The sequence below is a fragment of the Brevibacterium sp. FME17 genome (genome assembly GCF_014897515.1).
Lineage (GTDB): Bacteria > Actinomycetota > Actinomycetes > Actinomycetales > Brevibacteriaceae > Brevibacterium.
Genome location: NZ_JABUYD010000004.1, coordinates 169,543 through 187,841, shown reverse-complemented (window position 1 = coordinate 187,841; position 18,299 = coordinate 169,543). Strand labels below are relative to the sequence as shown.

Sequence of the window (18,299 nt, the reverse complement as noted above, 5' to 3'; positions counted from 1 at the left end):
ATGTCAGAGCTCGAAGAGGTGACGGAGGTCCTCGGTGAGGCACCTGCCGGCACCGGCAACAAGGTCGATCAGCTTCGGATCGCCGCAGCTGTGCGTGAGATCCTCATCGCCGTCGGCGAGGACCCTGATCGCGAAGGGCTGCTGGAGACCCCGGCCAGGGTCGCCCGCGCCTACGAAGAGATCTTCGCCGGACTCCACCGTGATCCGGCCGACGTCCTCGGCGTGACCTTCGACATCAGCCACGAGGAAATGGTCCTCGTTCGCGACATCGACCTGTATTCGACGTGCGAACACCACCTGGTGCCGTTCCACGGAGTAGCACACATCGGCTACATCCCCAGCAAGAACGGCAAGGTCACAGGGCTGTCCAAACTGGCACGGCTCGTCGAGATATATGCTCGTCGCCCTCAGGTCCAGGAACGACTGACGACTCAGATTGCCGATGCCATCGTCGAGCATCTCGAACCTCAGGGCGCGATCGTCGTCGTTGAGGCCGAACATCTGTGCATGACCATGCGGGGAGTCCGGAAACCCGGTGCCTCCACCGTCACCTCGGCGGTGCGCGGGCAGCTGCGCGAAACAGCATCCCGGGCAGAAGCCATGAGTCTGATCCTCCGGAGATAGAGGTCTCACATGCCCACACCGGAACGCACGAAGATCATGGGCGTACTCAACGTCACGCCCGACTCCTTCTCCGACGGCGGTCGCTACTTCGACCACGACGCCGCCATCGCCCACGGTTTCGAACTGCTGGACTCCGGCACCGACATCATCGATGTCGGTGGGGAGTCCACACGGCCCGGATCGGTCCGCGTCGATGAGGCAGAGGAACTGCGCCGCGTCGTCCCGGTGATCCGTGAACTGGCCGCTGCGGGAGCTGTGATCAGCGTCGACACCATGCGAGCCAAGGTCGCCGAGGCGTCACTGAACGTCGGTGCCCACATCATCAACGACGTCTCTGCCGGACTCTCGGACCCCACGATGCTGGCCGTCGCCGCCGAGACCGGAGCCCCGGTCGTGCTCATGCACTGGCGAGGTTACCTCGACCGTGCTTCGGCATCCTTCCACTACGACGATGTCGTGACCGAGGTGATCACCGAGCTGAAGACGAGAATCGACGAGGCGATCACCGTCGGTGTGAAGACTGACAACATCATCCTCGACCCGGGCCTGGGTTTCTCGAAGAACGCCGAACACAACTGGCAGATCCTCGGCGCCCTCGACGAATTCGCGAATCTGAATCACCGGCTCCTGGTCGCTGCCAGCCGCAAGCGCTTCATCTCCACACTGCTCTCACCTGAAGACTCGAAGCTCGCCGAGGAGTCGGCGAAGGACCAGGCCACAGCCGCGATCTCTGCACTGTCGGCCAGAGCAGGAGCGTGGGCGGTGCGCGTCCACGAACCCACCACCTCGGCGATCGCGGTCAAGGTCATCGACGCCGTGAACTCACATGCCACGGCACCCGCACCGACTGCCTCCGTACCGAATTCCGCCGCCGGCGAGGACAAACTATGAGCGCCCACCCGGATCTGATCGAACTGCGCGGGTTGACTGTGCGCGGCAACCACGGGGTTTTTGACTTCGAGAAACGTGAGGGTCAAGACTTCGTCATCGACGTCATCCTGCGCACCTCCGTGTCTCGGGCCGCGGTCACGGACGATATCGCCGACACCGTCCACTACGGCGAACTCGCCGAGGACGTGGCACATATCGTCGAAGACAACACCTTCGACCTGATCGAGACCTTGGCTGCCCGGATCGCCGAGCACTGCCTGGATCTGGCTGAACACGTCGAGGTCGTCGTCCACAAACCCGGTGCCCCCATCGAACGGTCCTTCAATGACGTCAGCGTCACCGTCGTCCGCTCCCGCGAGGCTGCCGTCGATACCCAGCCGGCCGAGACCGAGGCGTACCTCAACCTCGGGGCCAACCTCGGTGAGGCGGCGGACACACTCGACCAGGCCGTTGACGCCCTCGACAGGCACCCCAGAATCACTGTGCGCAGACGATCATCGCTGTACCGCACCGCGCCCTGGGGCGGAGTCGAACAGAACGACTTCCTCAATCTGGGCCTCATCGTGACCACCAGCCTGCGCGCCCGCGAACTGCTGGCTGTGGCGCAGGGAATCGAAGTCGCCTGCGGACGGACCCGGGAACAGCGCTGGGGGCCACGCACCCTCGACATCGACCTGATCAGCTTCGGGACCAACGGTGAGGAACTCGTCCTCGACACGGAGACGCTGACCCTGCCCCATCCGCGTGCGCACGAACGCGCATTCGTCCTCGCACCCTGGGCCGAGCTTGCTGAAGATGCAACAATACTCACGCCCACCGGTCCACGGTCTATCACTACGGTCCTCAGCGAGCTGGACGACCAGGAAATCACGCGAGTCCCGGCCCCATAGGTGCCTGAGGTTTGAGAGACTTGGAGCTATGCAGCGAACATCATCGGGGACTCTCGTCATCTGGGCCGTCATCGGCGCCGTGCTGGCGCCCTTAGTCGATGTGCTGCTTGAAAGCCAGGGCTTCTCACTGCCGGGGCTGCCCTGGTTCGCGATCATCGGGATGCTCGTGCTCGCTGCGGTGCTGCTGGTCCTGGGTTGGCCCATCAAGAAGTGGAATGATGGCGACCGGACCAAGGAGATCGACCCTCTCCAAGCGGCACGTGTGGCCGTGATGGCCAAGGCCAGCGCTCTGACCGGAGCCGGGCTGGCCGGCTGGTATATGGGAAACGCGGCCTACTATTTCCTGTCCGCACCAGGCATCCGCAATGACTTGGCGGCAGGTATGCTTTTCGCTATGATCGCAGCCGCAGCGTTGATGATCGTCGGCCTGATCGTCGAAGGCTTCTGCACGCTGCCCCCTCAGGACCCACCAGGAGCCGAAGCAGCATGAGCCGAAACTTCAACTACCTGTCCGGAACCGACGCCGACTTCAACAGAGTCAGCCCCAAATACGGCCTCAAAGAGACAATCGCGACCCTGACGATCTTCGTCCCGATGATCATCGTGGCACTCGTCTTCGCCATCATCTTCACCTCCGAGGTCCCGTGGCTGCACGCGATCTGGGTCGGCCTGGTGGCGCTCACGATCTTCCTCGTCGTCATCATCATCCGTCAGGCCAAAGCCATCGGGTATGCCGAGAGGGCCGATGACCTGCTCATCCGGCGCGGAATCATGTTCCAGAAGGCCACGGTTGTCCCGTACGGACGTCTGCAGTTCGTCGACGTCGACGCAGGTCCCATCGATCGCATCTTCGGTCTTGCCACCGTGAAACTGCACACCGCCTCGGCAGCCACAGACGCCACCATCCCTGGCCTGCCCCGCGCCGAAGCTGACCGCCTGCGCGATAGCCTCGCAGGCCTGGGCCAGGCCAATTTGGCAGGACTGTGAGCATGGGGGAGGACGAAGCGAACGACCAACCTCGAATGCCCACCAGCGACCCAGCAGCCGACCACACAAACGATGATCTCGGGGCACCCGAAGTGTGGCACCGCGTACACCCGCTGACGCCGATCCTCGAGAGCCTCGGCGTGCTCGTGGGTATCTTCATCGCCGCTGCCTACGGGCTGCAGAACTTCGCGCAGACCGCTATCGAAGACCTGGCCAGGGGCGATGGCGTCGACCTGGGATTCGCCGGATGGCTGCGCACCCACCCCCTCATCATCTTCGGCGTCGTGGGAGGAATAGTCTTCATCCTCCTCATCACCGCTCTCTTCAGCTGGTTGGCGTGGAGAGTCATGGGGTATCGGATCGATTCCGAAGCCATCTACTATCGGCGTGGTCTGCTGTCGAAGAAGTTGCGCAAAGCCCGGCTGGACCGCGTGCAGTCCATCGACTTGCAGCAGAAGCTGCTGCCCCGCGTCCTGGGAATGGCAGAACTCGTCTTCGACGTCGCCGGCGGCACCGATTCCAACATCTCTTTGAAGTACCTGTCGAAGAAGCGTGCCGAGGGACTGCGCGACGAACTTCTCGCCGATGTCCGCGCGAAGAAGCAGGGTGAGCAGACCCCGACCGGGGCAGTCCCCGCCGAGACGGTCGCCGGTTCACCCGCCGACACCATCACCGACCCCGCCGAGGCTGTGCCAGGAGCTCCCAGTGAGTCCGAGGCAGCCATCGATCGCTCCGTACCCGAACGACGCGATGACAGCATCGGTGTGCGCCTGAGCAAACGCCTCGGCGCCCTCGCCGACGACGCCTCACACGAGGCCGAGTCGAGCATCAACGAACTCTTGGCTCCATACAACGTCTCCGCCGATGTCAGTGATGAAGGCGAGATCATCCGTGTGCCCGTGCACCGTGTCGTCGTCTCTTCACTGTTGAAATCCGAGACGATCATCTCGGTCTTGGTCGTCTTCTTCGTCATCGCCACAGCCATCGTGCTCCTCGCAATGGGGCTGACCGAGGCCTTCATCCCGATGCTCGTCGCCACCATCCCCGGCCTGGTCGGGGCCTTCTCCGCCTTCCGGAAGAACCTCGACAACGCGAACTTCGTGGTCAAACTCGGGGAGAGCGGACTGGCCGTCAACCACGGACTCGTCTCCACCTCCCGCAAGGTGATCCCGCTCGACCGGCTGCAGGCCGTCTGCCTTCATCAGCCGCTGCTGTGGCGGTGGGCCGGCTGGTGGAAGGTCGAATACAACATCGCCAGCGCCGGAGGCTCGGGCGAATCGAACGTCCTCCTTCCGGTCGGCGACATCGACCAGGCTCTGCTCATGGTCGGCCTCGCACTCCCAGATCCGCAGATGCCAGAAGACCTCAGCGCAGCAACCCTGGTGCGCTCGGCAATGTACGACCGCAAGTCCGAAGACCCGCGGGCCGGTGAGGCAGAAGGCCTCTTCCACGGCCAGCCCCGGTCTTCAAAGCTCATCGACCCAATGGTGTGGAAGCGGCGAGCCTACGCCGTGACCGGATCTCTGCTCGTGCTTCGGATGGGTGTCCTGGACCGTCGTGTCGACTTCGTACCCCATGTGCGAGTGCAGTCGATGAGTTATCACCAAGGTCCACTCATGCGTTCCCTTGGTCTGGGCACGGTCGCCGTGCACTCCACGGCCGGGCCCATCAACCCCCGGGTCACCCATCAGAGTGTCGACGATGCGAAGCTGTTCTTCAGCGAGCACTCCGAACGCACGCGGCTCGCGCGGCAGCACTACGACGAGGAAGCTCGCAGAGCCAAGGAAGGCAGGCCATGAGCCACCCAGGATTGAGCCAGGACGAGGCACCTCGCCTGGGTATCGGAATCATCGGTTGTGGAAAGGTCGGCGCGACCATCGGCGCAGCTTGGCGCGAAGCCGGTCACGCCATCATCGGTGTCAGCGCCACCTCGGCGCAGAGCCTGCAGCGGGCCGAGGAGATGCTGCCAGGAGTACCGGTGCTGGCCCCGGACGATGTCGCAGACCGTGCGGAGCTTCTGCTTCTGGCCGTCCCCGACGATGAGATCGAATCCTTCGTCAAAGGCTTGGCGAAGGTGTCACGAATCCATTCGGGCCAGATCCTCGTCCACTGCTCGGGCCGGTATGGAACAGATGTCCTCGAGGCCGGGATCAGCCTCGGCGCGCTGCCGATCGCCCTGCATCCATCACTGTCCTTCACCGGAACCTCAGTCGATCTGCCACGGCTGCGGCAGTCGACGGTCGCCGTCACCGCGCCGGCGCCGATACGTCCGGTGGGCCAGGCACTCGTCGTCGAGCTGGGTGCCGAACCGATCGACGTGGCCGAAGCGGACCGTCCCCTCTACCACGCGGCCATCACCCACGCCTCGAATCACTCGATCACGATCCTCAGCGAAGCCATGGAGATGCTCGCCGAGGCGGGTGTGAGTGAGCCTTCACGTGTACTCAGCGCCCTCGTCGACGCGAGCGTGACGAACACACTGCAGAACGGACCGAAGGCGCTGACCGGACCCATCAGCCGCGGAGATGTGGGCACGGTCTCCGCACATCTGGCTGCACTCAGTGAGTTCAGTCTCAACGTCTCCAGTCCCGCAGCACGCAACAGCTACATTGCCCTGGCCAGATCCACCACAGCTAAGGCTCTGAGCCTGGGACGGATCACGCAGTCGCAGGCACAGGAGATCTTGTCCCGTCTTGATTGACTACGGGTGTCATTGATCGCCGGTCCGAATTCCCCCTGGGGCCGCGCTCACGGTAGCCTGGAGGGTATGGCAGATACCGAGTCGAACACGCCCGAAAACGCAGACCTTTCACCCGAGCATCTTGATCCCGAACAGATCAGGATTCGAAAGGAAAAGCGCCAGCGGCTCTTGGACTCCGATACCGATGCCTATCCGGTCGGAGTCCCGCGCACGCACACCCTCGCAGAAGTTCATGCCGCGCATGACGGACTGGAGGCCGGTGACGAGACCGAGGACGTCGTCGGCGTCGTCGGTCGTGTCGTTTTCGTGCGCACCACCGGCAAGCTCTGCTTCGTGACCCTGCAGTCGGGAGACGGAACACGACTCCAGGGCATGCTGTCCCTGCGTGAAGTGGGGGAGGAGCGACTCGGTGAGTTCAAGACCGATGTCGATCTGGGAGACTTCCTGTTCGTCCACGGCAAGGTCATCAAATCCAAACGCGGAGAGCTCTCCGTGCTCGCCGATTCCTGGTCGATGGCCAGCAAGGCACTGCGCCCGCTGCCAGGCCTGCATACCGAGCTGGCCGAGGATACTCGGGTGCGCCAGCGCTATCTCGACCTGATCACCCGCGAAGAAGCGCGGAAGACCATGCTGACTCGAGCAGAGGTCATGTCGTCCCTGCGACGCACGTTCGCAGGGCAGGAGTTCGTCGAGATCGAGACTCCGATGCTCCAGTTCATGCACGGTGGTGCCTCGGCCCGTCCGTTCAAAACACATATGAACGCCTACGACATCGACATGTTCCTGCGCATCGCGCCAGAGCTCTTCCTCAAGCGGGCGATCGTCGGCGGTATCGAGAATGTCTTCGAGATCAACCGCAACTTCCGCAATGAGGGTGCCGACTCCACCCACTCGCCGGAGTTCGCGATGCTTGAGGCCTACCAGTCCTACGGCGACTATCACTCAATTGCTGACCTGACGAAGACGCTGGTCCAGAATGCGGCCCAGGAGGCCACCGGATCTCTCGTTGTCACACTCGAAGACGGCGAGGACTACGACTTCGGCGTCGACTGGCCCGTCGTCAGCATGTATGAGACCTTGACCGAGGAATCCGGAGTCGAAGTAACCCCGGAGACCGGGCTCGATGTTCTCGACAAGATCGCTGCAGACAACGACGTCGACCTGGGTGGAGTATTCCGCTCGCACGGCAAATACGTCGAGGAGCTGTGGGAGCACTTCTACCAAGACAAGCTGTGGGTTCCGACCTTCGTCACCGATTTCCCCGTCGACACTTCACCCTTGGTCCGTGAACACCGCACCAAGAAGGGTGTTGTAGAGAAGTGGGACCTCTATGTTCGCGGTTTCGAATTGGCCACTGGCTATTCCGAGCTCGTTGATCCAGTTGTCCAGCGTGAACGCTTCGAGTCGCAGGCAGCTGACGCGGCCAAGGGCGATGATGAAGCGATGGGGCTTGACGAAGAATTCCTAACCGCGATGGAACACGGAATGCCGCCGACGGGCGGCATGGGAATGGGGCTTGATCGCCTGCTCATGGCTTTGACCGGCCTAGGAATTCGAGAAACGATTCTCTTCCCATTCACGAAGCCAATTGCCACTGGCAATTCGGAAATGCCTGAGGAAGGTTGAGCACATGATGGATCTGATGAAGGCTCTATTGCCGTCGATCTGCGTCGCTTTGCTGTTCTGGTACGTGATGAGGAATATCTTGCGAGCAGATCGGACTGAACGTGAACAGATCGATAAATTCTATGCAGAGCAAGAGATTAGCGAATTAGGCGATAATCATGAATCAGATGTTAAGATGACTGCGGCAAATACTTCTGATTATGAAAAGAGTGAACATGGCAAGGGAGATGCGACTCGTTCTCACGGATGATTTCGATGGCTCGGAGGCGTCAGAGACTGTTCGCTTCAGCCTCGACCAAGGTACCTACGAACTTGAACTGTCGACAGAGAATGCCGAAAAGCTCCGTGAAACATTCGCCCCGTTCATCGCCAAGGCTCGTCGGGTAGCCAATCCGGGTGGCCGTGGACGTCGTGCAGGATCAGGTTCGACTGCCGGTCCGAAGCGCGACACAGCCAAGATCCGCGAATGGGCACAGGCAAACGGCTACCAGCTGGGCGATCGCGGGCGGATCCCGCTTGAGATCGTTCAGGCATACGAAGCCGCAGACAGCTGATTTCACTGGAATCAACCACAGTCGATAACTGAAGCGGTATAGGGAATCGGTTGATTGCAGTCGATTCCATAATTGTTTCCTGAAGGGCCAACGGTTCAACCGTTGGCCCTTCAGTGTTCCCGGTAAAGAGTTTCGCCAGGAAGAGATCCGGAACCTGTGCTGGAATAAGCTCCCTGCGAAAGACGTTCTACTCACCGAATTCCGAGCGGCGATGTCGAATACGAAGTGTGACATCAGCCCAATTCTCACCTGATCGCAGACAGCGGGATATGACCGTTTACTCAATTCCAGTTGACGGTGATCCAGGGGATATCTCGACATCCCGGTGAACGCCCAGCCGAGCAGTGTCGAACCGATTCATCTCAGCGACGCGGCATTACCAGATCGACGTGGCATTAGCGCAATGAGCGCGGAGACCATGATGGTGTCTTTCGTAAGGGAACTGACGCTCGTCTGAGGGTGGGCGGCGCAGGTAACGGACTGCGGTGTTCGCTGCGGGAGGATGCAGAAAGGGCGAACACCGAATTTCGCCCACAGCCAAACGGGTTCGGCTGATGGCGAAACGTGCAATAGATCGTGGCCAATGGTCGTTAGGCTCTAAAGAATAACAAGACCGAGGAGGGTGAATATGTTCGAGCGGTTCACTGACCGAGCACGCCGAGTGGTAGTGCTTGCCCAGGAAGAAGCAAAACTACTCAAACATAACTACATCGGAACCGAGCACATCCTGCTTGGCCTGATCCACGAGGGTGAAGGCCTGGCAGCCAAGGCACTCGAGGGAATGGATATCTCCCTCGAGCAGGTGCGCGACCAAGTCCAAGAGATCATCGGACAGGGACAGCAGGCCCCGAGCGGGCACATCCCGTTCACTCCGCGGGCGAAGAAGGTCCTTGAGCTCAGCCTCCGTGAGGCTCTGCAGCTGGGACACAGCTACATCGGAACCGAGCACATCCTGCTCGGTCTGATCCGTGAGGGTGAGGGCGTCGCCGCACAGGTGCTCGTCAAACTGGGCGCCGACCTGGGACGCGTCCGTCAGGAAGTCATCAAGCTTCTGTCGGGCTACCAGGGCAAGGATCCAGTCTCCGCAGGCGGACGCGAAGAGGGCACCCCCTCCGGTTCGCTGGTCCTCGACCAGTTCGGAACGAACCTGACGGCAGCTGCACGCGAAGGCAATCTCGATCCGGTCATCGGCCGGCACGAGCAGATGCAGCGCGTGATGCAGATCCTGTCTCGCCGAACCAAGAACAACCCTGTCCTCATCGGTGAACCCGGTGTCGGCAAGACCGCAGTGGTCGAAGGACTTGCGTTGGCCATCGTCAACGGAGAGGTCCCGGAGATCCTCGAAGGCAAGCAGCTCTACACCTTGGACCTCGGTTCACTGGTGGCCGGCTCTCGCTACCGCGGTGACTTTGAGGAACGCCTGAAGAAGGTCCTCAAGGAGATCCGCACACGCGGGGACATCATCCTCTTCATCGATGAGATCCACACCCTGGTGGGTGCGGGTGCCGCCGAAGGCGCCATCGATGCGGCTTCGATCCTCAAGCCCATGCTGGCCCGAGGCGAACTGCAGACGATCGGTGCGACGACTCTTGATGAGTACCGCAAGCACATCGAGAAGGATGCTGCCCTCGAACGTCGGTTCCAGCCGATTCAGGTTCCCGAACCGTCGCTGGCCCATTCGATCGAGATCCTCAAGGGGCTGCGCGATAAGTACGAAGCGCACCACAAGGTCACGATCACGGAAGGCGCACTCTCCGCCGCCGTGAACATGTCCGACCGCTATGTCAACGACAGGTACCTGCCGGACAAGGCGATCGACCTCATCGACGAAGCAGGTGCCAAGCTGCGCATCTCGCGTCTGTCGGTGCCGCAGGAGATCCGCGACCTGGAGGAGAAGATCCTCGAGGCTCGTCATCGCAAGGAAGCCGCCATCGACGCTCAAGACTTTGAGCTGGCAGCATCTGAGCGTGACTCCGAGATGAAACTGCAGCAGGACAAGGACGAGCAGACCGAAGCCTGGCGCAAGAGCGGCAAGGACACTTCTGCCGTCGTAGACGCTGATCTGATCGCCGAGGTTCTGGCAGCAGCGACCGGTATTCCTATCTTCAAGCTCACCGAGGAAGAATCCTCGCGTCTGCTGCGGATGGAAGACGAACTGCACAAGCGGATCATCGGGCAGGACGACGCAGTCAAGTCGATCTCCCGTGCCATCCGCCGCACACGTGCAGGTCTGAAGGACCCGAAGCGTCCGTCCGGTTCGTTCATCTTCGCTGGCCCCACGGGCGTCGGCAAGACCGAGTTGGCGAAGGCTCTCTCGGAGTTCCTGTTCGGTGATGAGGATTCCCTCATCAGCCTGGACATGTCGGAGTACTCGGAGAAGCACACTGTGTCCCGACTCTTCGGTTCGCCTCCAGGCTATGTGGGCTACGAAGAGGGCGGTCAGCTGACGGAGAAGGTCCGTCGCAAACCGTTCTCGGTGGTCCTCTTCGACGAGGTCGAGAAGGCTCACTCGGATATCTTCAACTCGCTGTTGCAGATTCTCGAGGACGGCCGTCTGACCGATTCGCAAGGTCGTGAGGTGGACTTCAAGAACACCATCATCATCATGACCACCAACCTGGGTACGCGAGACATCTCGAGTGGTCTGCAGCTGGGCTTCCAGGTTGAGGGCAGTACGAACAACAACTACGAGCGCATGAAGCAGAAGGTCAACGAAGAGCTCAAGCAGCACTTCCGGCCTGAGTTCCTCAACCGCGTCGATGACACGATCGTCTTCCCGCAGCTGAACAAGGAAGAGATTCTGCAGATCGTCGATCAGTTCCTGGCTCGTCTGGACGCCCGTCTGGCCGATCAGGGAATGAAGGTCGAGGTCAGCGAAGCGGCCAAGAGCCTGCTGGCCGACCGTGGCTACGATCCGGTCTTGGGTGCTCGTCCGCTGCGTCGGACGATCCAGCTCGAGATCGAAGACCACCTGTCCGAGAAGATCCTGTTCAAGGAGATCGGCAGCGGTCAGACCATCAAGGTCGACGTCAAGGGAGAAGGCAAGGAAGCGGAATTCACGTTTGAAGGCGTGGAGACTGAGAGCATTGCTGTCAGCGGTCCGGATGATTCCGGTTCCGGTGGAGAGCTCGCCGGCGCCGGTTCGTCCGGTGGCAGCGGATCGGGAAGTTCCACTTCCTGATCTCCTCCTAGTGCGCTGAAATGGCCCGGGGACACAGCACAGGCTGCGTCCCCGGGCTTTTTCATGCCCGGCGCCGATGGTGTTGAATGAAGGTATGAGCTCAGCGCCAGTCGACTTCGACCATCAGCAGGTCTCCTCAGACCACCATTTCAACCATTCCCTGCCCGGCGGTCTCTATCTGCGCCGGGCGCGGACGAGCGACGTCAAGGGGATTGAGGCGCTGGTCGCGCCGCTGGCAGAACAGCGCATTCTGCTGGCCAAGGACACCGTCACCTATTTCGAGACCCTGCAGGAATTCTGGCTGGTGGTGGACCCTCAGCCAGACGGGACTGAAATTCTGGCTGGTTGCGCGGCATTGCACATCATCTGGACTGACCTGGCCGAGGCACGCACGGTGGCCACCTCACCAGACTATCGGGGGCGTGGGGTGGGCAAGGCCCTCATCCGACAGCTCCTGGCAGATGCAGTGGCAATCGGCGTCGACCGCGTCTTCTGCCTGACCTTCGAAACCGGATTCTTCGGTTCGCTCGGATTCGAACCGATCAAGGGCATTCCCGTCTCGCCAGAGGTCTACATCGAGCTTCTGCACTCCGCCGACGAAGGCGTTGCCGAGTTTCTGGACCTGGCCCGCGTCAAACCCAATACGCTGGGCAACGCCCGCCTGATCAAATTCCTCTGAGGTCCCCTATGGGCAGCGACATCACTGGGGGAGGCTGAGGCGCTCCTGGTGCTGGGCAGCGAGTCCATCGACGACGAGCGCGTTGATGATGCGTTTGATCCGCTCTGAATCAGCAGTGAGGTCGCGCATCGTCTGCAGAGATGCTGATGTCTTGAGCCCGATCGTGTCGAACAGATCCGGATCGATGGTAGTCGTTGGCGCCGTGAAAAGGTCGATGGCCACAGAATCGTTGAAGTCGGCGCCGGCCTCGGTGTGCGCGGACTTGAGGACGTCCATGACGGCGCCGCGCAACTGACGGTCCGTGCCCGCCCACTTCTGCGTCTTCGGTTTATTCGCCGAGGCGGGTCTTCCCGCCTTCAGCCAGGCACAGATGTCATTGAGCGGGCAGGCCTGGCATTGGGGATTTTTGGCAGTGCACACCAGCGCCCCGAATTCCATGACCCCCGCGTTCCACTTCACGTGGACCGTTTCGGGCACGAATCGGCTGGCCCACTGCGTCTCTGCACGGCCCGGTGAAGCTGAGGGCCGATCTCGGCCTGCGAAGAGGCGAATGAGAACACGACGCACATTGGTGTCGAGCACGGTGGTGCGCTCACCGTGGGCGAAGGAGGCCACCGCTGCTGCAGTATACGAACCGATGCCAGGGAGTCGTTCGAGCTCCTCGGCGGTCTGTGGCACCTGCCCATCGAGCTCCTCGGCGATCACCCGCGCGGCCTCCTGCAGACGCAGGGCTCTGCGCGGGTAGCCGAGTCGGTCCCAACGCTGAAGCACCTCCGCGGTGGGGGCCTGCGCCAGGTCGGTGGGGGTGGGCCACTTCTGCATCCATTCTCGCCAGCGGGGCTCAACTCGGGCGACGGGAGTCTGCTGGGACATGATCTCGCTGACGAGGATGGCCCACGCACTGGTGTCTGCGTCTCGCCAAGGAAGGGGCCGAGCGGCAGACTCGAACCACGTGATAATCGTCTCGCGAACACGGGCGATGTCCGTGTCTGCAACCGTGGGGAATGGAGAATCAGGAGGCGAAGATCTCGATTCGGCAGAGGCTCGGTGTGTCATTTGGATGCTCATACGCTTCGGCCTAGGCTCAAAGCGATGACTCCTTCCAATCGTGGTTCGCAGCCGAAGAACGGTGCCAGGCAGCCCCGCCAGTCTAACGGGAAGCTGCCAGCACACGTGTACCGTCGGCGACGCTACATGCTGTTGTTGGCCAGTCTCGTGGTGATCGCTCTGCTGGTGCTCGGAGTCGTCGGAATCGTCAAAGGACTGGGCGGAGGCGGCAACGAGAAGCCTGCAGTCGAGGACACTCCGTCGGCAAGCCCGACCTCGGCAGCTCCGGTCCCGGATAAGAAGGCCGCGAGCGGGAAATGTCCAGTGGACAAGGTCGGGCTCAAAGCCAAGGTCGACAAGAAGAGCTTCAAAGAAGAGGCCAAGCCGAAATTCAAGATGGTGATCGAGAACAAACACACCGCTACCTGCCTCATCGATGTCGGCACGAAGGAACAGGAGTTCCTGGTCAAGAAGAACGGCGATGTGGTGTGGTCCTCGAAGTTCTGTGCTGCCGATAAGGACGAGAACGCTGAGGTTTCGACCGAGTTCGCGCCCGAGTCGGAGAAGTCTGCCCAGTTCGAATGGAACCGCGTCCAGGTCGACAAGAACTGCAACCGGACGAACAAAGAATTCGGTGCGGGAGACTACGAGCTCGTGGTCAAACTCGGCGATGAGAAGAGCAAACCGGCGAAGTTCGAACTGGAGAAGGACGCGGCCACCAAGGCCAAAGAGAAGAAAGAAGCCGAGGACAAGAAGGCAAAGGATGAGAAGTCCGATGCGCCTACCGAGAAGTCCGAGGCCCCTGCCGAGAAGGCAGCTGACGGCTGAAGGCCAGCGGACGGCTGAGGATCAGGCTCCGCGGTAGGACCCCACGCCCCAGGAGTTGCCGTCATGGTCGCGGAAGTCGAATTCCCGACCGCCATGAGGCTGCGTGGCCACCGGGCGGACAATCGCGTGTCCCAAGTCGATGATCTCCTCGTAGAGGCGGTCGACTTCTCGTTCGGTGTCGACGACGACGTAGATGGAACTGCCTCCGACGCTGTCCAGGGCCGATCCGTCATTGCGGACTGAGCCGAACATGATTCCGCCCGTCTCGCCCAACGCGTACTCGGCATGGACGATGATCTCGGGATCAGCCTCGTCCCTGACGGTGAGCCGCTCCGTGAACCCGAGCGCGACCAGCAGAGCGGTCGTGGCGGCCGCATCTGTGGTCCTCATTGCGGGAAAAACTGTCGTGGTCATGCTTCCAGGATGCGCCATTTTCGTGCAGAAGTCCCGAAAATGTCACCGATTGCTTCCCAGAAGGATTTCGACAGCCTCCGAAACGTGCTCACATTCTTTGACTCGCATCCCCTGCGGAGTGGCGACGTTGCGCAATGCGCCGTGAGCAACGATCGCATGGGTGATGCCCAGACGCGAGGCCTCGTTGAGCCTCTGGCCGAGATTGGGGACATTGCGTATCTCTCCCGAGAGGCTGATCTCACCGATCGCAACGAATTTTGCGGCCAGCGGCTTACCGATCGCGGCCGAAGCCAGTGACAGGCAGATCGCCAGATCGCTGGCAGGTTCTGCCAACTTCGCACCACCGACAGTGGCGGTGAAGACATCAGACTTGGCCAGACTGATGGGCCCGATCTTCTGACTGAGCACGGCAAGCATCATGGCCACCCGGGAGGAGTCAACCCCGGAGACGGACCTGCGGGACTGCCCGCCGGCGGATTCGGTGATAAGGGACTGAACTTCGACGAGGAGAGGACGTTTGCCCTCCTGCGTCACCGTCAGACAGGTCCCTGGAGGATTGCTGCCGCTGCGGGAGAGGAAGAGACCAGAAGGATCTTCGAGGCTCTTGATGCCGTTCTCCTCCATGTCGAAACAGCCGACATCGTCGGTGGGGCCGAAACGGTTCTTCACAGCTCGCAGCAAGCGCAGGCGGGAATGCCGTTCTCCTTCGAAGTTGCACACTACGTCGACGAGGTGTTCGAGGAGCCGGGGGCCGGCGATTGTGCCGTCCTTCGTGATGTGGCCGACGAGCACGGTCGGCAGCGACCGGGCCTTCGCTTCGCGAATGAGAGCTGCCGCGACTTCTCTGACCTGAGTGACGCCACCGGGCACACCGTCGATCTCGGAGGATGCAAGAGTCTGGATGGAGTCGACGACGAGCATGTCGGGCGACTCTGCCTCGATCATTCCCAGGACCGCGCCCAAGTCTGTCTCCGCGGCCAGCAGCAGGGTGTCTTCGAGTGCGTTGATGCGTTCGGCACGCAGACGCACCTGACCAGCTGATTCTTCGCCCGTGACATAGAGGACCTTGGACCCGAATTTGGCGACGCGTGCCGCCACATCAAGCAGAAGCGTCGATTTGCCGACGCCTGGCTCACCGGAGAGGAGGACGACGGCGCCGGGGACGATGCCACCGCCGAGGACACGGTCGAATTCGCTGACGTAGGTGGTTTTGGCCTGAGCCAGAGTGGAGTCGATCTGGTTGATCGACTTTGCCCCACTGGACTTCTTGACCTTCGTCTTAACCGAGGTCTTCCCAGCACCCTTCTCCTCGAGCGTTCCCCAGGCTTGGCATTCCGGGCAGCGCCCCAGCCATTTGACGGTCGAATAGCCGCATTCCGTGCAGGTGAAAGACATAGGACAATTCTGACACGGTGCACTGACACGGCCGATGCACAGGCACCGAGGTGATCCCACCACACGTGAGGACGAGCCAGCTGTTCAGCGTGCTCACTAGGAATTCTCGGCAGATTCGCATGGTTATGCCTGGTGACAAACGAATAGTGACGAGCGAGGCCAGAGTGCCTCAAGAAGGAGGCCCCATGGGTTCGGCTTTGACCGGCGAACAGTCGCCGGGAATGATCGACTGGGCAGCGATGCCCACCTACAACACCATCATGTCCGTAGCGGTCGGCGCAGGGTTGCTGGCAGTCGTGCTGCTTTTCGTGGACCTGCGGAAGGCAAGCGGAGGCGACGAGACATCCGAACGACGGAGGTCGCTGAGCACCGACGGCTGGGCCATCATATTCGGTGTCCTAGGAGTGTTGCTGACTGCGACCGGACTGCACATGACATTGTCCTGGCCTCTGGCAGCGGGCGGTTTCGCCTTCGACAACATCATCTTCGGCGAGACGAGCCTGGCCTTCGGCGTCATAATGCTCGGTGCCGCCATCTATCTTTGGAAGCGCGGGGCAGAACTCAAAGCAGATCCCGCGCCACTGAGGCTGGCAGCGCGCACGGCCCGTCCGCTGTCCATCTTCATTGCTGCATTGGGACTGGCATTGTTTGCCATCGCGATCGCCGGAGTCACCTACCAGTTGTTCGCCGCCCCACCACAGGAGCCGATCTCGGGTGCCTTCGCTGACTACCCGATGATCGAGGCGACCTTCATGTCGCTGCTCTTCGCACTTGTCGGTGTCGGAGCAGTCGTGTTCCCGTTCGCCGTGAACACTGTTCTGCGGGCTCCCGCTGGCGCCAAATCCGGGTGCGCAGTCAAGACCGTCGGAATCATGTTCACGATCACCGGCGTCTTCTTCGTGCTCTTCGGTGCCATGAACTACTTCACCCACATCGGACTCGTCGTCAACACGATGTGACCGAGGCGAAGACCGTAGAACCGGTCATGCAATAGAAATCGGGCTCCCAACGAACGCTGTCGTGGGGAGCCCGACTTGTGCCCAGGTCGATATCAGTCGAGGGCGGTGAGGATCCTGGGTCCGTCCTCGGTGATGGCGATCGTGTTCTCTGAATGCGCGCCGTTCGAGCCGTCGGCCAAACGCAGCGTCCAACCGTCCTTGTCGACGGAGAGCTGCTTCGAGGTGAATGACCACCAGGGTTCGATCGCGAGTGTCAGACCAGGCTTGAGTACCAGCCCGCGACCGCCCTTGCCTCGGTTGGCCACGTGCGGATCTTCGTGCATCGTGTGTCCCAGGCCGTGTCCGCCGAAGTCGAGGTTGACGGGAATGCGCTGTTCATCGGCGATATCGCCGATGGTCTTCGAAATGTCGCCGAGGCGGTTGCCCGGCTGCGCGGCCGAAATGCCGGCTTCCAGCCCGGCCCAGGTGGAGTCGATGAGGCGCTGATCCTCGTCGCTGCCGTTGCCGACGACGACGGAGCGCGCTGCATCGGCGACCCAGCCGTCGATGGACACGGCGAAGTCCAGAGTGAGCAGGTCGCCGTCCTTCATCACGTAGTCGTGGGGTTTGCCGTGGAGGACACCATCGTTGACGGAAAGGCAGATGACGTTCCGGAAGGGGCCTTCGCCGAAGGAAGGGGCATAGTCCCAATAGCAGGACTTGGCACCGGCCTCTTCGATGAGCTTTCGTGCGCGCTTCTCCAGATGCATGATGTTCATGCCCGGTTCCGCGAGCTCAGACAATTCGGCCAGTGTCTTCGCGACGAATCGGCCGGTGACCGCCATCTTGTCGATCTCGGCGGGTGTCTTCAGCTCAATCACAGGTGTTCTCCTTCAGTATTCACGGGCTCAATCGCAACTTTAGTCGGTCTGGCCCCTTCCGTCTCGGTCACCCTGGGCTTCCGTGAGCAAACAGACAGTCGCGAGCGGGAATCATTGCAAGGAATCTTGCTGGCAGGTAGGTTCGTCGCCATGAGAGATATCGTCTTCGCTGTCATCCTCGGCAATGCCTTCGGGATGTCCTTGATGTCCGGAGCGCAGGCCTTCGATGAGGGCTCTGACTCGTGGATACTTCAGCTGATCGTCTTCCCACTCGTCGCTGCAATTGGAATCATGTTGCTGCTGCTCCAGCACAGAAAGAAGCGGGTGTCGGCCGAAAGCCGACACCCGAATTCTCATGACACTGGTCAAGAGCCAGAACAGCCTCGCTGACTACTGCGCCAGCTCCTCGGACCGCTCGCGCTGCGCCACATATCTGCGGCGATAGTCGAGCCAGACCAGCGACCCGAGGATCGGTATGGCGATGATGAACACCGCCCACGCCAACTTGGTGGGACCATCGACCGTCGACCGAGCCAGCGACACCAATGACCAGACAGTCAAACAGACTATGGCGAGGAAGAGCGCGGTCCAGGCAACATCGTACCAAGCGGGCAGCAGAGGGTTCTCAGACATGTCAGCAGACTATCGCATCTGACAAGTGAC

The 18,299-nt window shown here is 61.3% G+C and carries 20 protein-coding genes; 15 read left to right on the top strand and 5 right to left on the bottom strand.

Annotated elements, in window-relative coordinates; all coding sequences use genetic code 11:
* The 12 genes from folE to INT40_RS06085 all read left to right on the top strand — a co-directional run bounded on the left by folE (position 1) and on the right by INT40_RS06085 (position 12,133).
* Positions 1-624 carry a GTP cyclohydrolase I FolE gene (folE, locus tag INT40_RS06140; RefSeq protein WP_193095736.1) on the top strand — a complete coding sequence of 208 codons (624 nt, stop codon included), beginning with the start codon at positions 1-3 and terminating at the stop codon, positions 622-624.
* A gap of 9 nt (positions 625-633) precedes the next feature.
* Positions 634-1,515 carry a dihydropteroate synthase gene (folP, locus tag INT40_RS06135; protein ID WP_193095735.1) on the top strand — a complete coding sequence of 294 codons (882 nt, stop codon included), beginning with the start codon at positions 634-636 and terminating at the stop codon, positions 1,513-1,515.
* The gene (folK, locus tag INT40_RS06130; RefSeq protein WP_193095734.1) at positions 1,512-2,405 is read left to right on the top strand and encodes a 2-amino-4-hydroxy-6-hydroxymethyldihydropteridine diphosphokinase; all 894 of its coding nucleotides are present in this window, start codon (positions 1,512-1,514) and stop codon (positions 2,403-2,405) included. Before folP ends, folK begins: the two co-directional genes overlap by 4 nt.
* A 28-nt stretch (positions 2,406-2,433) precedes the next feature.
* The gene (locus tag INT40_RS06125; protein ID WP_101570601.1) at positions 2,434-2,895 is read left to right on the top strand and encodes a DUF3180 domain-containing protein; all 462 of its coding nucleotides are present in this window, start codon (positions 2,434-2,436) and stop codon (positions 2,893-2,895) included.
* Positions 2,892-3,392, top strand: coding sequence for a PH domain-containing protein (locus INT40_RS06120; protein ID WP_101570599.1), 501 nt, complete (start codon positions 2,892-2,894; stop codon positions 3,390-3,392). Before INT40_RS06125 ends, INT40_RS06120 begins: the two co-directional genes overlap by 4 nt.
* 35 nt (positions 3,393-3,427) lie before the next feature.
* On the top strand, positions 3,428-5,191 hold the full coding sequence (locus INT40_RS06115; protein ID WP_226830869.1) for a PH domain-containing protein: 1,764 nt from the start codon (positions 3,428-3,430) through the stop codon (positions 5,189-5,191).
* Entirely contained in the window at positions 5,188-6,093 is a 906-nt protein-coding gene (locus tag INT40_RS06110; protein ID WP_101570595.1) for a Rossmann-like and DUF2520 domain-containing protein, read from the top strand. The genes INT40_RS06115 and INT40_RS06110 overlap by 4 nt, the downstream gene beginning before the upstream one ends.
* Positions 6,094-6,159: 66 nt before the next feature.
* A complete protein-coding gene (gene lysS, locus INT40_RS06105) occupies positions 6,160-7,719 on the top strand; it encodes a lysine--tRNA ligase (protein ID WP_193095732.1) in 1,560 nt (519 codons plus the stop codon).
* Positions 7,720-7,723: 4 nt separating this feature from the next.
* Positions 7,724-7,969 (top strand): hypothetical protein, encoded by a 246-nt coding sequence (locus INT40_RS06100; protein WP_101570591.1) that lies wholly within the window; start codon positions 7,724-7,726, stop codon positions 7,967-7,969.
* Positions 7,935-8,273: a histone-like nucleoid-structuring protein Lsr2 gene (locus INT40_RS06095; protein WP_101570589.1), complete on the top strand. Its 339-nt coding sequence runs from the start codon at positions 7,935-7,937 to the stop codon at positions 8,271-8,273. The genes INT40_RS06100 and INT40_RS06095 overlap by 35 nt, the downstream gene beginning before the upstream one ends.
* Before the next feature lie 628 nt (positions 8,274-8,901).
* Positions 8,902-11,454, top strand: coding sequence for an ATP-dependent Clp protease ATP-binding subunit (locus tag INT40_RS06090; RefSeq protein ID WP_101570587.1), 2,553 nt, complete (start codon positions 8,902-8,904; stop codon positions 11,452-11,454).
* A gap of 94 nt (positions 11,455-11,548) precedes the next feature.
* Entirely contained in the window at positions 11,549-12,133 is a 585-nt protein-coding gene (locus tag INT40_RS06085) for an amino-acid N-acetyltransferase (protein WP_193072241.1), read from the top strand.
* 21 nt (positions 12,134-12,154) lie between these two features.
* On the opposite strand, the gene INT40_RS06080 is transcribed toward INT40_RS06085, so the two are convergent.
* Positions 12,155-13,189 (bottom strand): A/G-specific adenine glycosylase, encoded by a 1,035-nt coding sequence (locus tag INT40_RS06080; protein ID WP_101570917.1) that lies wholly within the window; start codon positions 13,187-13,189, stop codon positions 12,155-12,157.
* Positions 13,190-13,225: 36 nt separating this feature from the next.
* On the opposite strand from INT40_RS06080, the gene INT40_RS06075 reads away from it, so the two are divergent.
* A complete protein-coding gene (locus INT40_RS06075) occupies positions 13,226-14,008 on the top strand; it encodes a hypothetical protein (protein ID WP_226830868.1) in 783 nt (260 codons plus the stop codon).
* 21 nt (positions 14,009-14,029) lie between these two features.
* On the opposite strand, the gene INT40_RS06070 is transcribed toward INT40_RS06075, so the two are convergent.
* Together INT40_RS06070 and radA are read right to left on the bottom strand one after the other, a co-directional pair.
* A complete protein-coding gene (locus INT40_RS06070) occupies positions 14,030-14,422 on the bottom strand; it encodes a VOC family protein (RefSeq protein WP_226830867.1) in 393 nt (130 codons plus the stop codon).
* A gap of 42 nt (positions 14,423-14,464) precedes the next feature.
* Complete coding sequence (gene radA, locus INT40_RS06065; RefSeq protein WP_101570581.1) at positions 14,465-15,817, bottom strand: DNA repair protein RadA; 1,353 nt, start codon at positions 15,815-15,817, stop codon at positions 14,465-14,467.
* A gap of 185 nt (positions 15,818-16,002) precedes the next feature.
* Between radA and INT40_RS06060 the strand changes: the two genes are divergently transcribed.
* A complete protein-coding gene (locus INT40_RS06060; protein WP_193072240.1) occupies positions 16,003-16,776 on the top strand; it encodes a DUF981 family protein in 774 nt (257 codons plus the stop codon).
* A gap of 92 nt (positions 16,777-16,868) precedes the next feature.
* Here the strand turns inward: INT40_RS06060 and map are convergent, their stop codons facing one another.
* Positions 16,869-17,636, bottom strand: coding sequence for a type I methionyl aminopeptidase (map, locus tag INT40_RS06055; RefSeq protein WP_193095731.1), 768 nt, complete (start codon positions 17,634-17,636; stop codon positions 16,869-16,871).
* Positions 17,637-17,786: 150 nt separating this feature from the next.
* Here map and INT40_RS06050 point away from each other — a divergent pair, with 150 nt between their 5' ends.
* Complete coding sequence (locus INT40_RS06050; RefSeq protein WP_193072237.1) at positions 17,787-18,026, top strand: hypothetical protein; 240 nt, start codon at positions 17,787-17,789, stop codon at positions 18,024-18,026.
* Here the strand turns inward: INT40_RS06050 and INT40_RS06045 are convergent, their stop codons facing one another.
* Positions 18,027-18,269 carry a PLD nuclease N-terminal domain-containing protein gene (locus INT40_RS06045; protein WP_101570573.1) on the bottom strand — a complete coding sequence of 81 codons (243 nt, stop codon included), beginning with the start codon at positions 18,267-18,269 and terminating at the stop codon, positions 18,027-18,029.
* Positions 18,270-18,299 lie beyond the last annotated feature (30 nt).

Coding starts and splice junctions, on each gene's coding strand:
- folE (WP_193095736.1), top strand. CDS start 1: ATGTCAGAGCTCGAAGAGGTGACGGAGGTCCTCGGTGAGGCACCTGCC.
- folP (WP_193095735.1), top strand. CDS start 634: ATGCCCACACCGGAACGCACGAAGATCATGGGCGTACTCAACGTCACG.
- folK (WP_193095734.1), top strand. CDS start 1,512: ATGAGCGCCCACCCGGATCTGATCGAACTGCGCGGGTTGACTGTGCGC.
- INT40_RS06125 (WP_101570601.1), top strand. CDS start 2,434: ATGCAGCGAACATCATCGGGGACTCTCGTCATCTGGGCCGTCATCGGC.
- INT40_RS06120 (WP_101570599.1), top strand. CDS start 2,892: ATGAGCCGAAACTTCAACTACCTGTCCGGAACCGACGCCGACTTCAAC.
- INT40_RS06115 (WP_226830869.1), top strand. CDS start 3,428: ATGCCCACCAGCGACCCAGCAGCCGACCACACAAACGATGATCTCGGG.
- INT40_RS06110 (WP_101570595.1), top strand. CDS start 5,188: ATGAGCCACCCAGGATTGAGCCAGGACGAGGCACCTCGCCTGGGTATC.
- lysS (WP_193095732.1), top strand. CDS start 6,160: ATGGCAGATACCGAGTCGAACACGCCCGAAAACGCAGACCTTTCACCC.
- INT40_RS06100 (WP_101570591.1), top strand. CDS start 7,724: ATGATGGATCTGATGAAGGCTCTATTGCCGTCGATCTGCGTCGCTTTG.
- INT40_RS06095 (WP_101570589.1), top strand. CDS start 7,935: ATGGCAAGGGAGATGCGACTCGTTCTCACGGATGATTTCGATGGCTCG.
- INT40_RS06090 (WP_101570587.1), top strand. CDS start 8,902: ATGTTCGAGCGGTTCACTGACCGAGCACGCCGAGTGGTAGTGCTTGCC.
- INT40_RS06085 (WP_193072241.1), top strand. CDS start 11,549: ATGAGCTCAGCGCCAGTCGACTTCGACCATCAGCAGGTCTCCTCAGAC.
- INT40_RS06080 (WP_101570917.1), bottom strand. CDS start 13,189: ATGACACACCGAGCCTCTGCCGAATCGAGATCTTCGCCTCCTGATTCT.
- INT40_RS06075 (WP_226830868.1), top strand. CDS start 13,226: ATGACTCCTTCCAATCGTGGTTCGCAGCCGAAGAACGGTGCCAGGCAG.
- INT40_RS06070 (WP_226830867.1), bottom strand. CDS start 14,422: ATGACCACGACAGTTTTTCCCGCAATGAGGACCACAGATGCGGCCGCC.
- radA (WP_101570581.1), bottom strand. CDS start 15,817: ATGTCTTTCACCTGCACGGAATGCGGCTATTCGACCGTCAAATGGCTG.
- INT40_RS06060 (WP_193072240.1), top strand. CDS start 16,003: ATGGGTTCGGCTTTGACCGGCGAACAGTCGCCGGGAATGATCGACTGG.
- INT40_RS06050 (WP_193072237.1), top strand. CDS start 17,787: ATGAGAGATATCGTCTTCGCTGTCATCCTCGGCAATGCCTTCGGGATG.
- INT40_RS06045 (WP_101570573.1), bottom strand. CDS start 18,269: ATGTCTGAGAACCCTCTGCTGCCCGCTTGGTACGATGTTGCCTGGACC.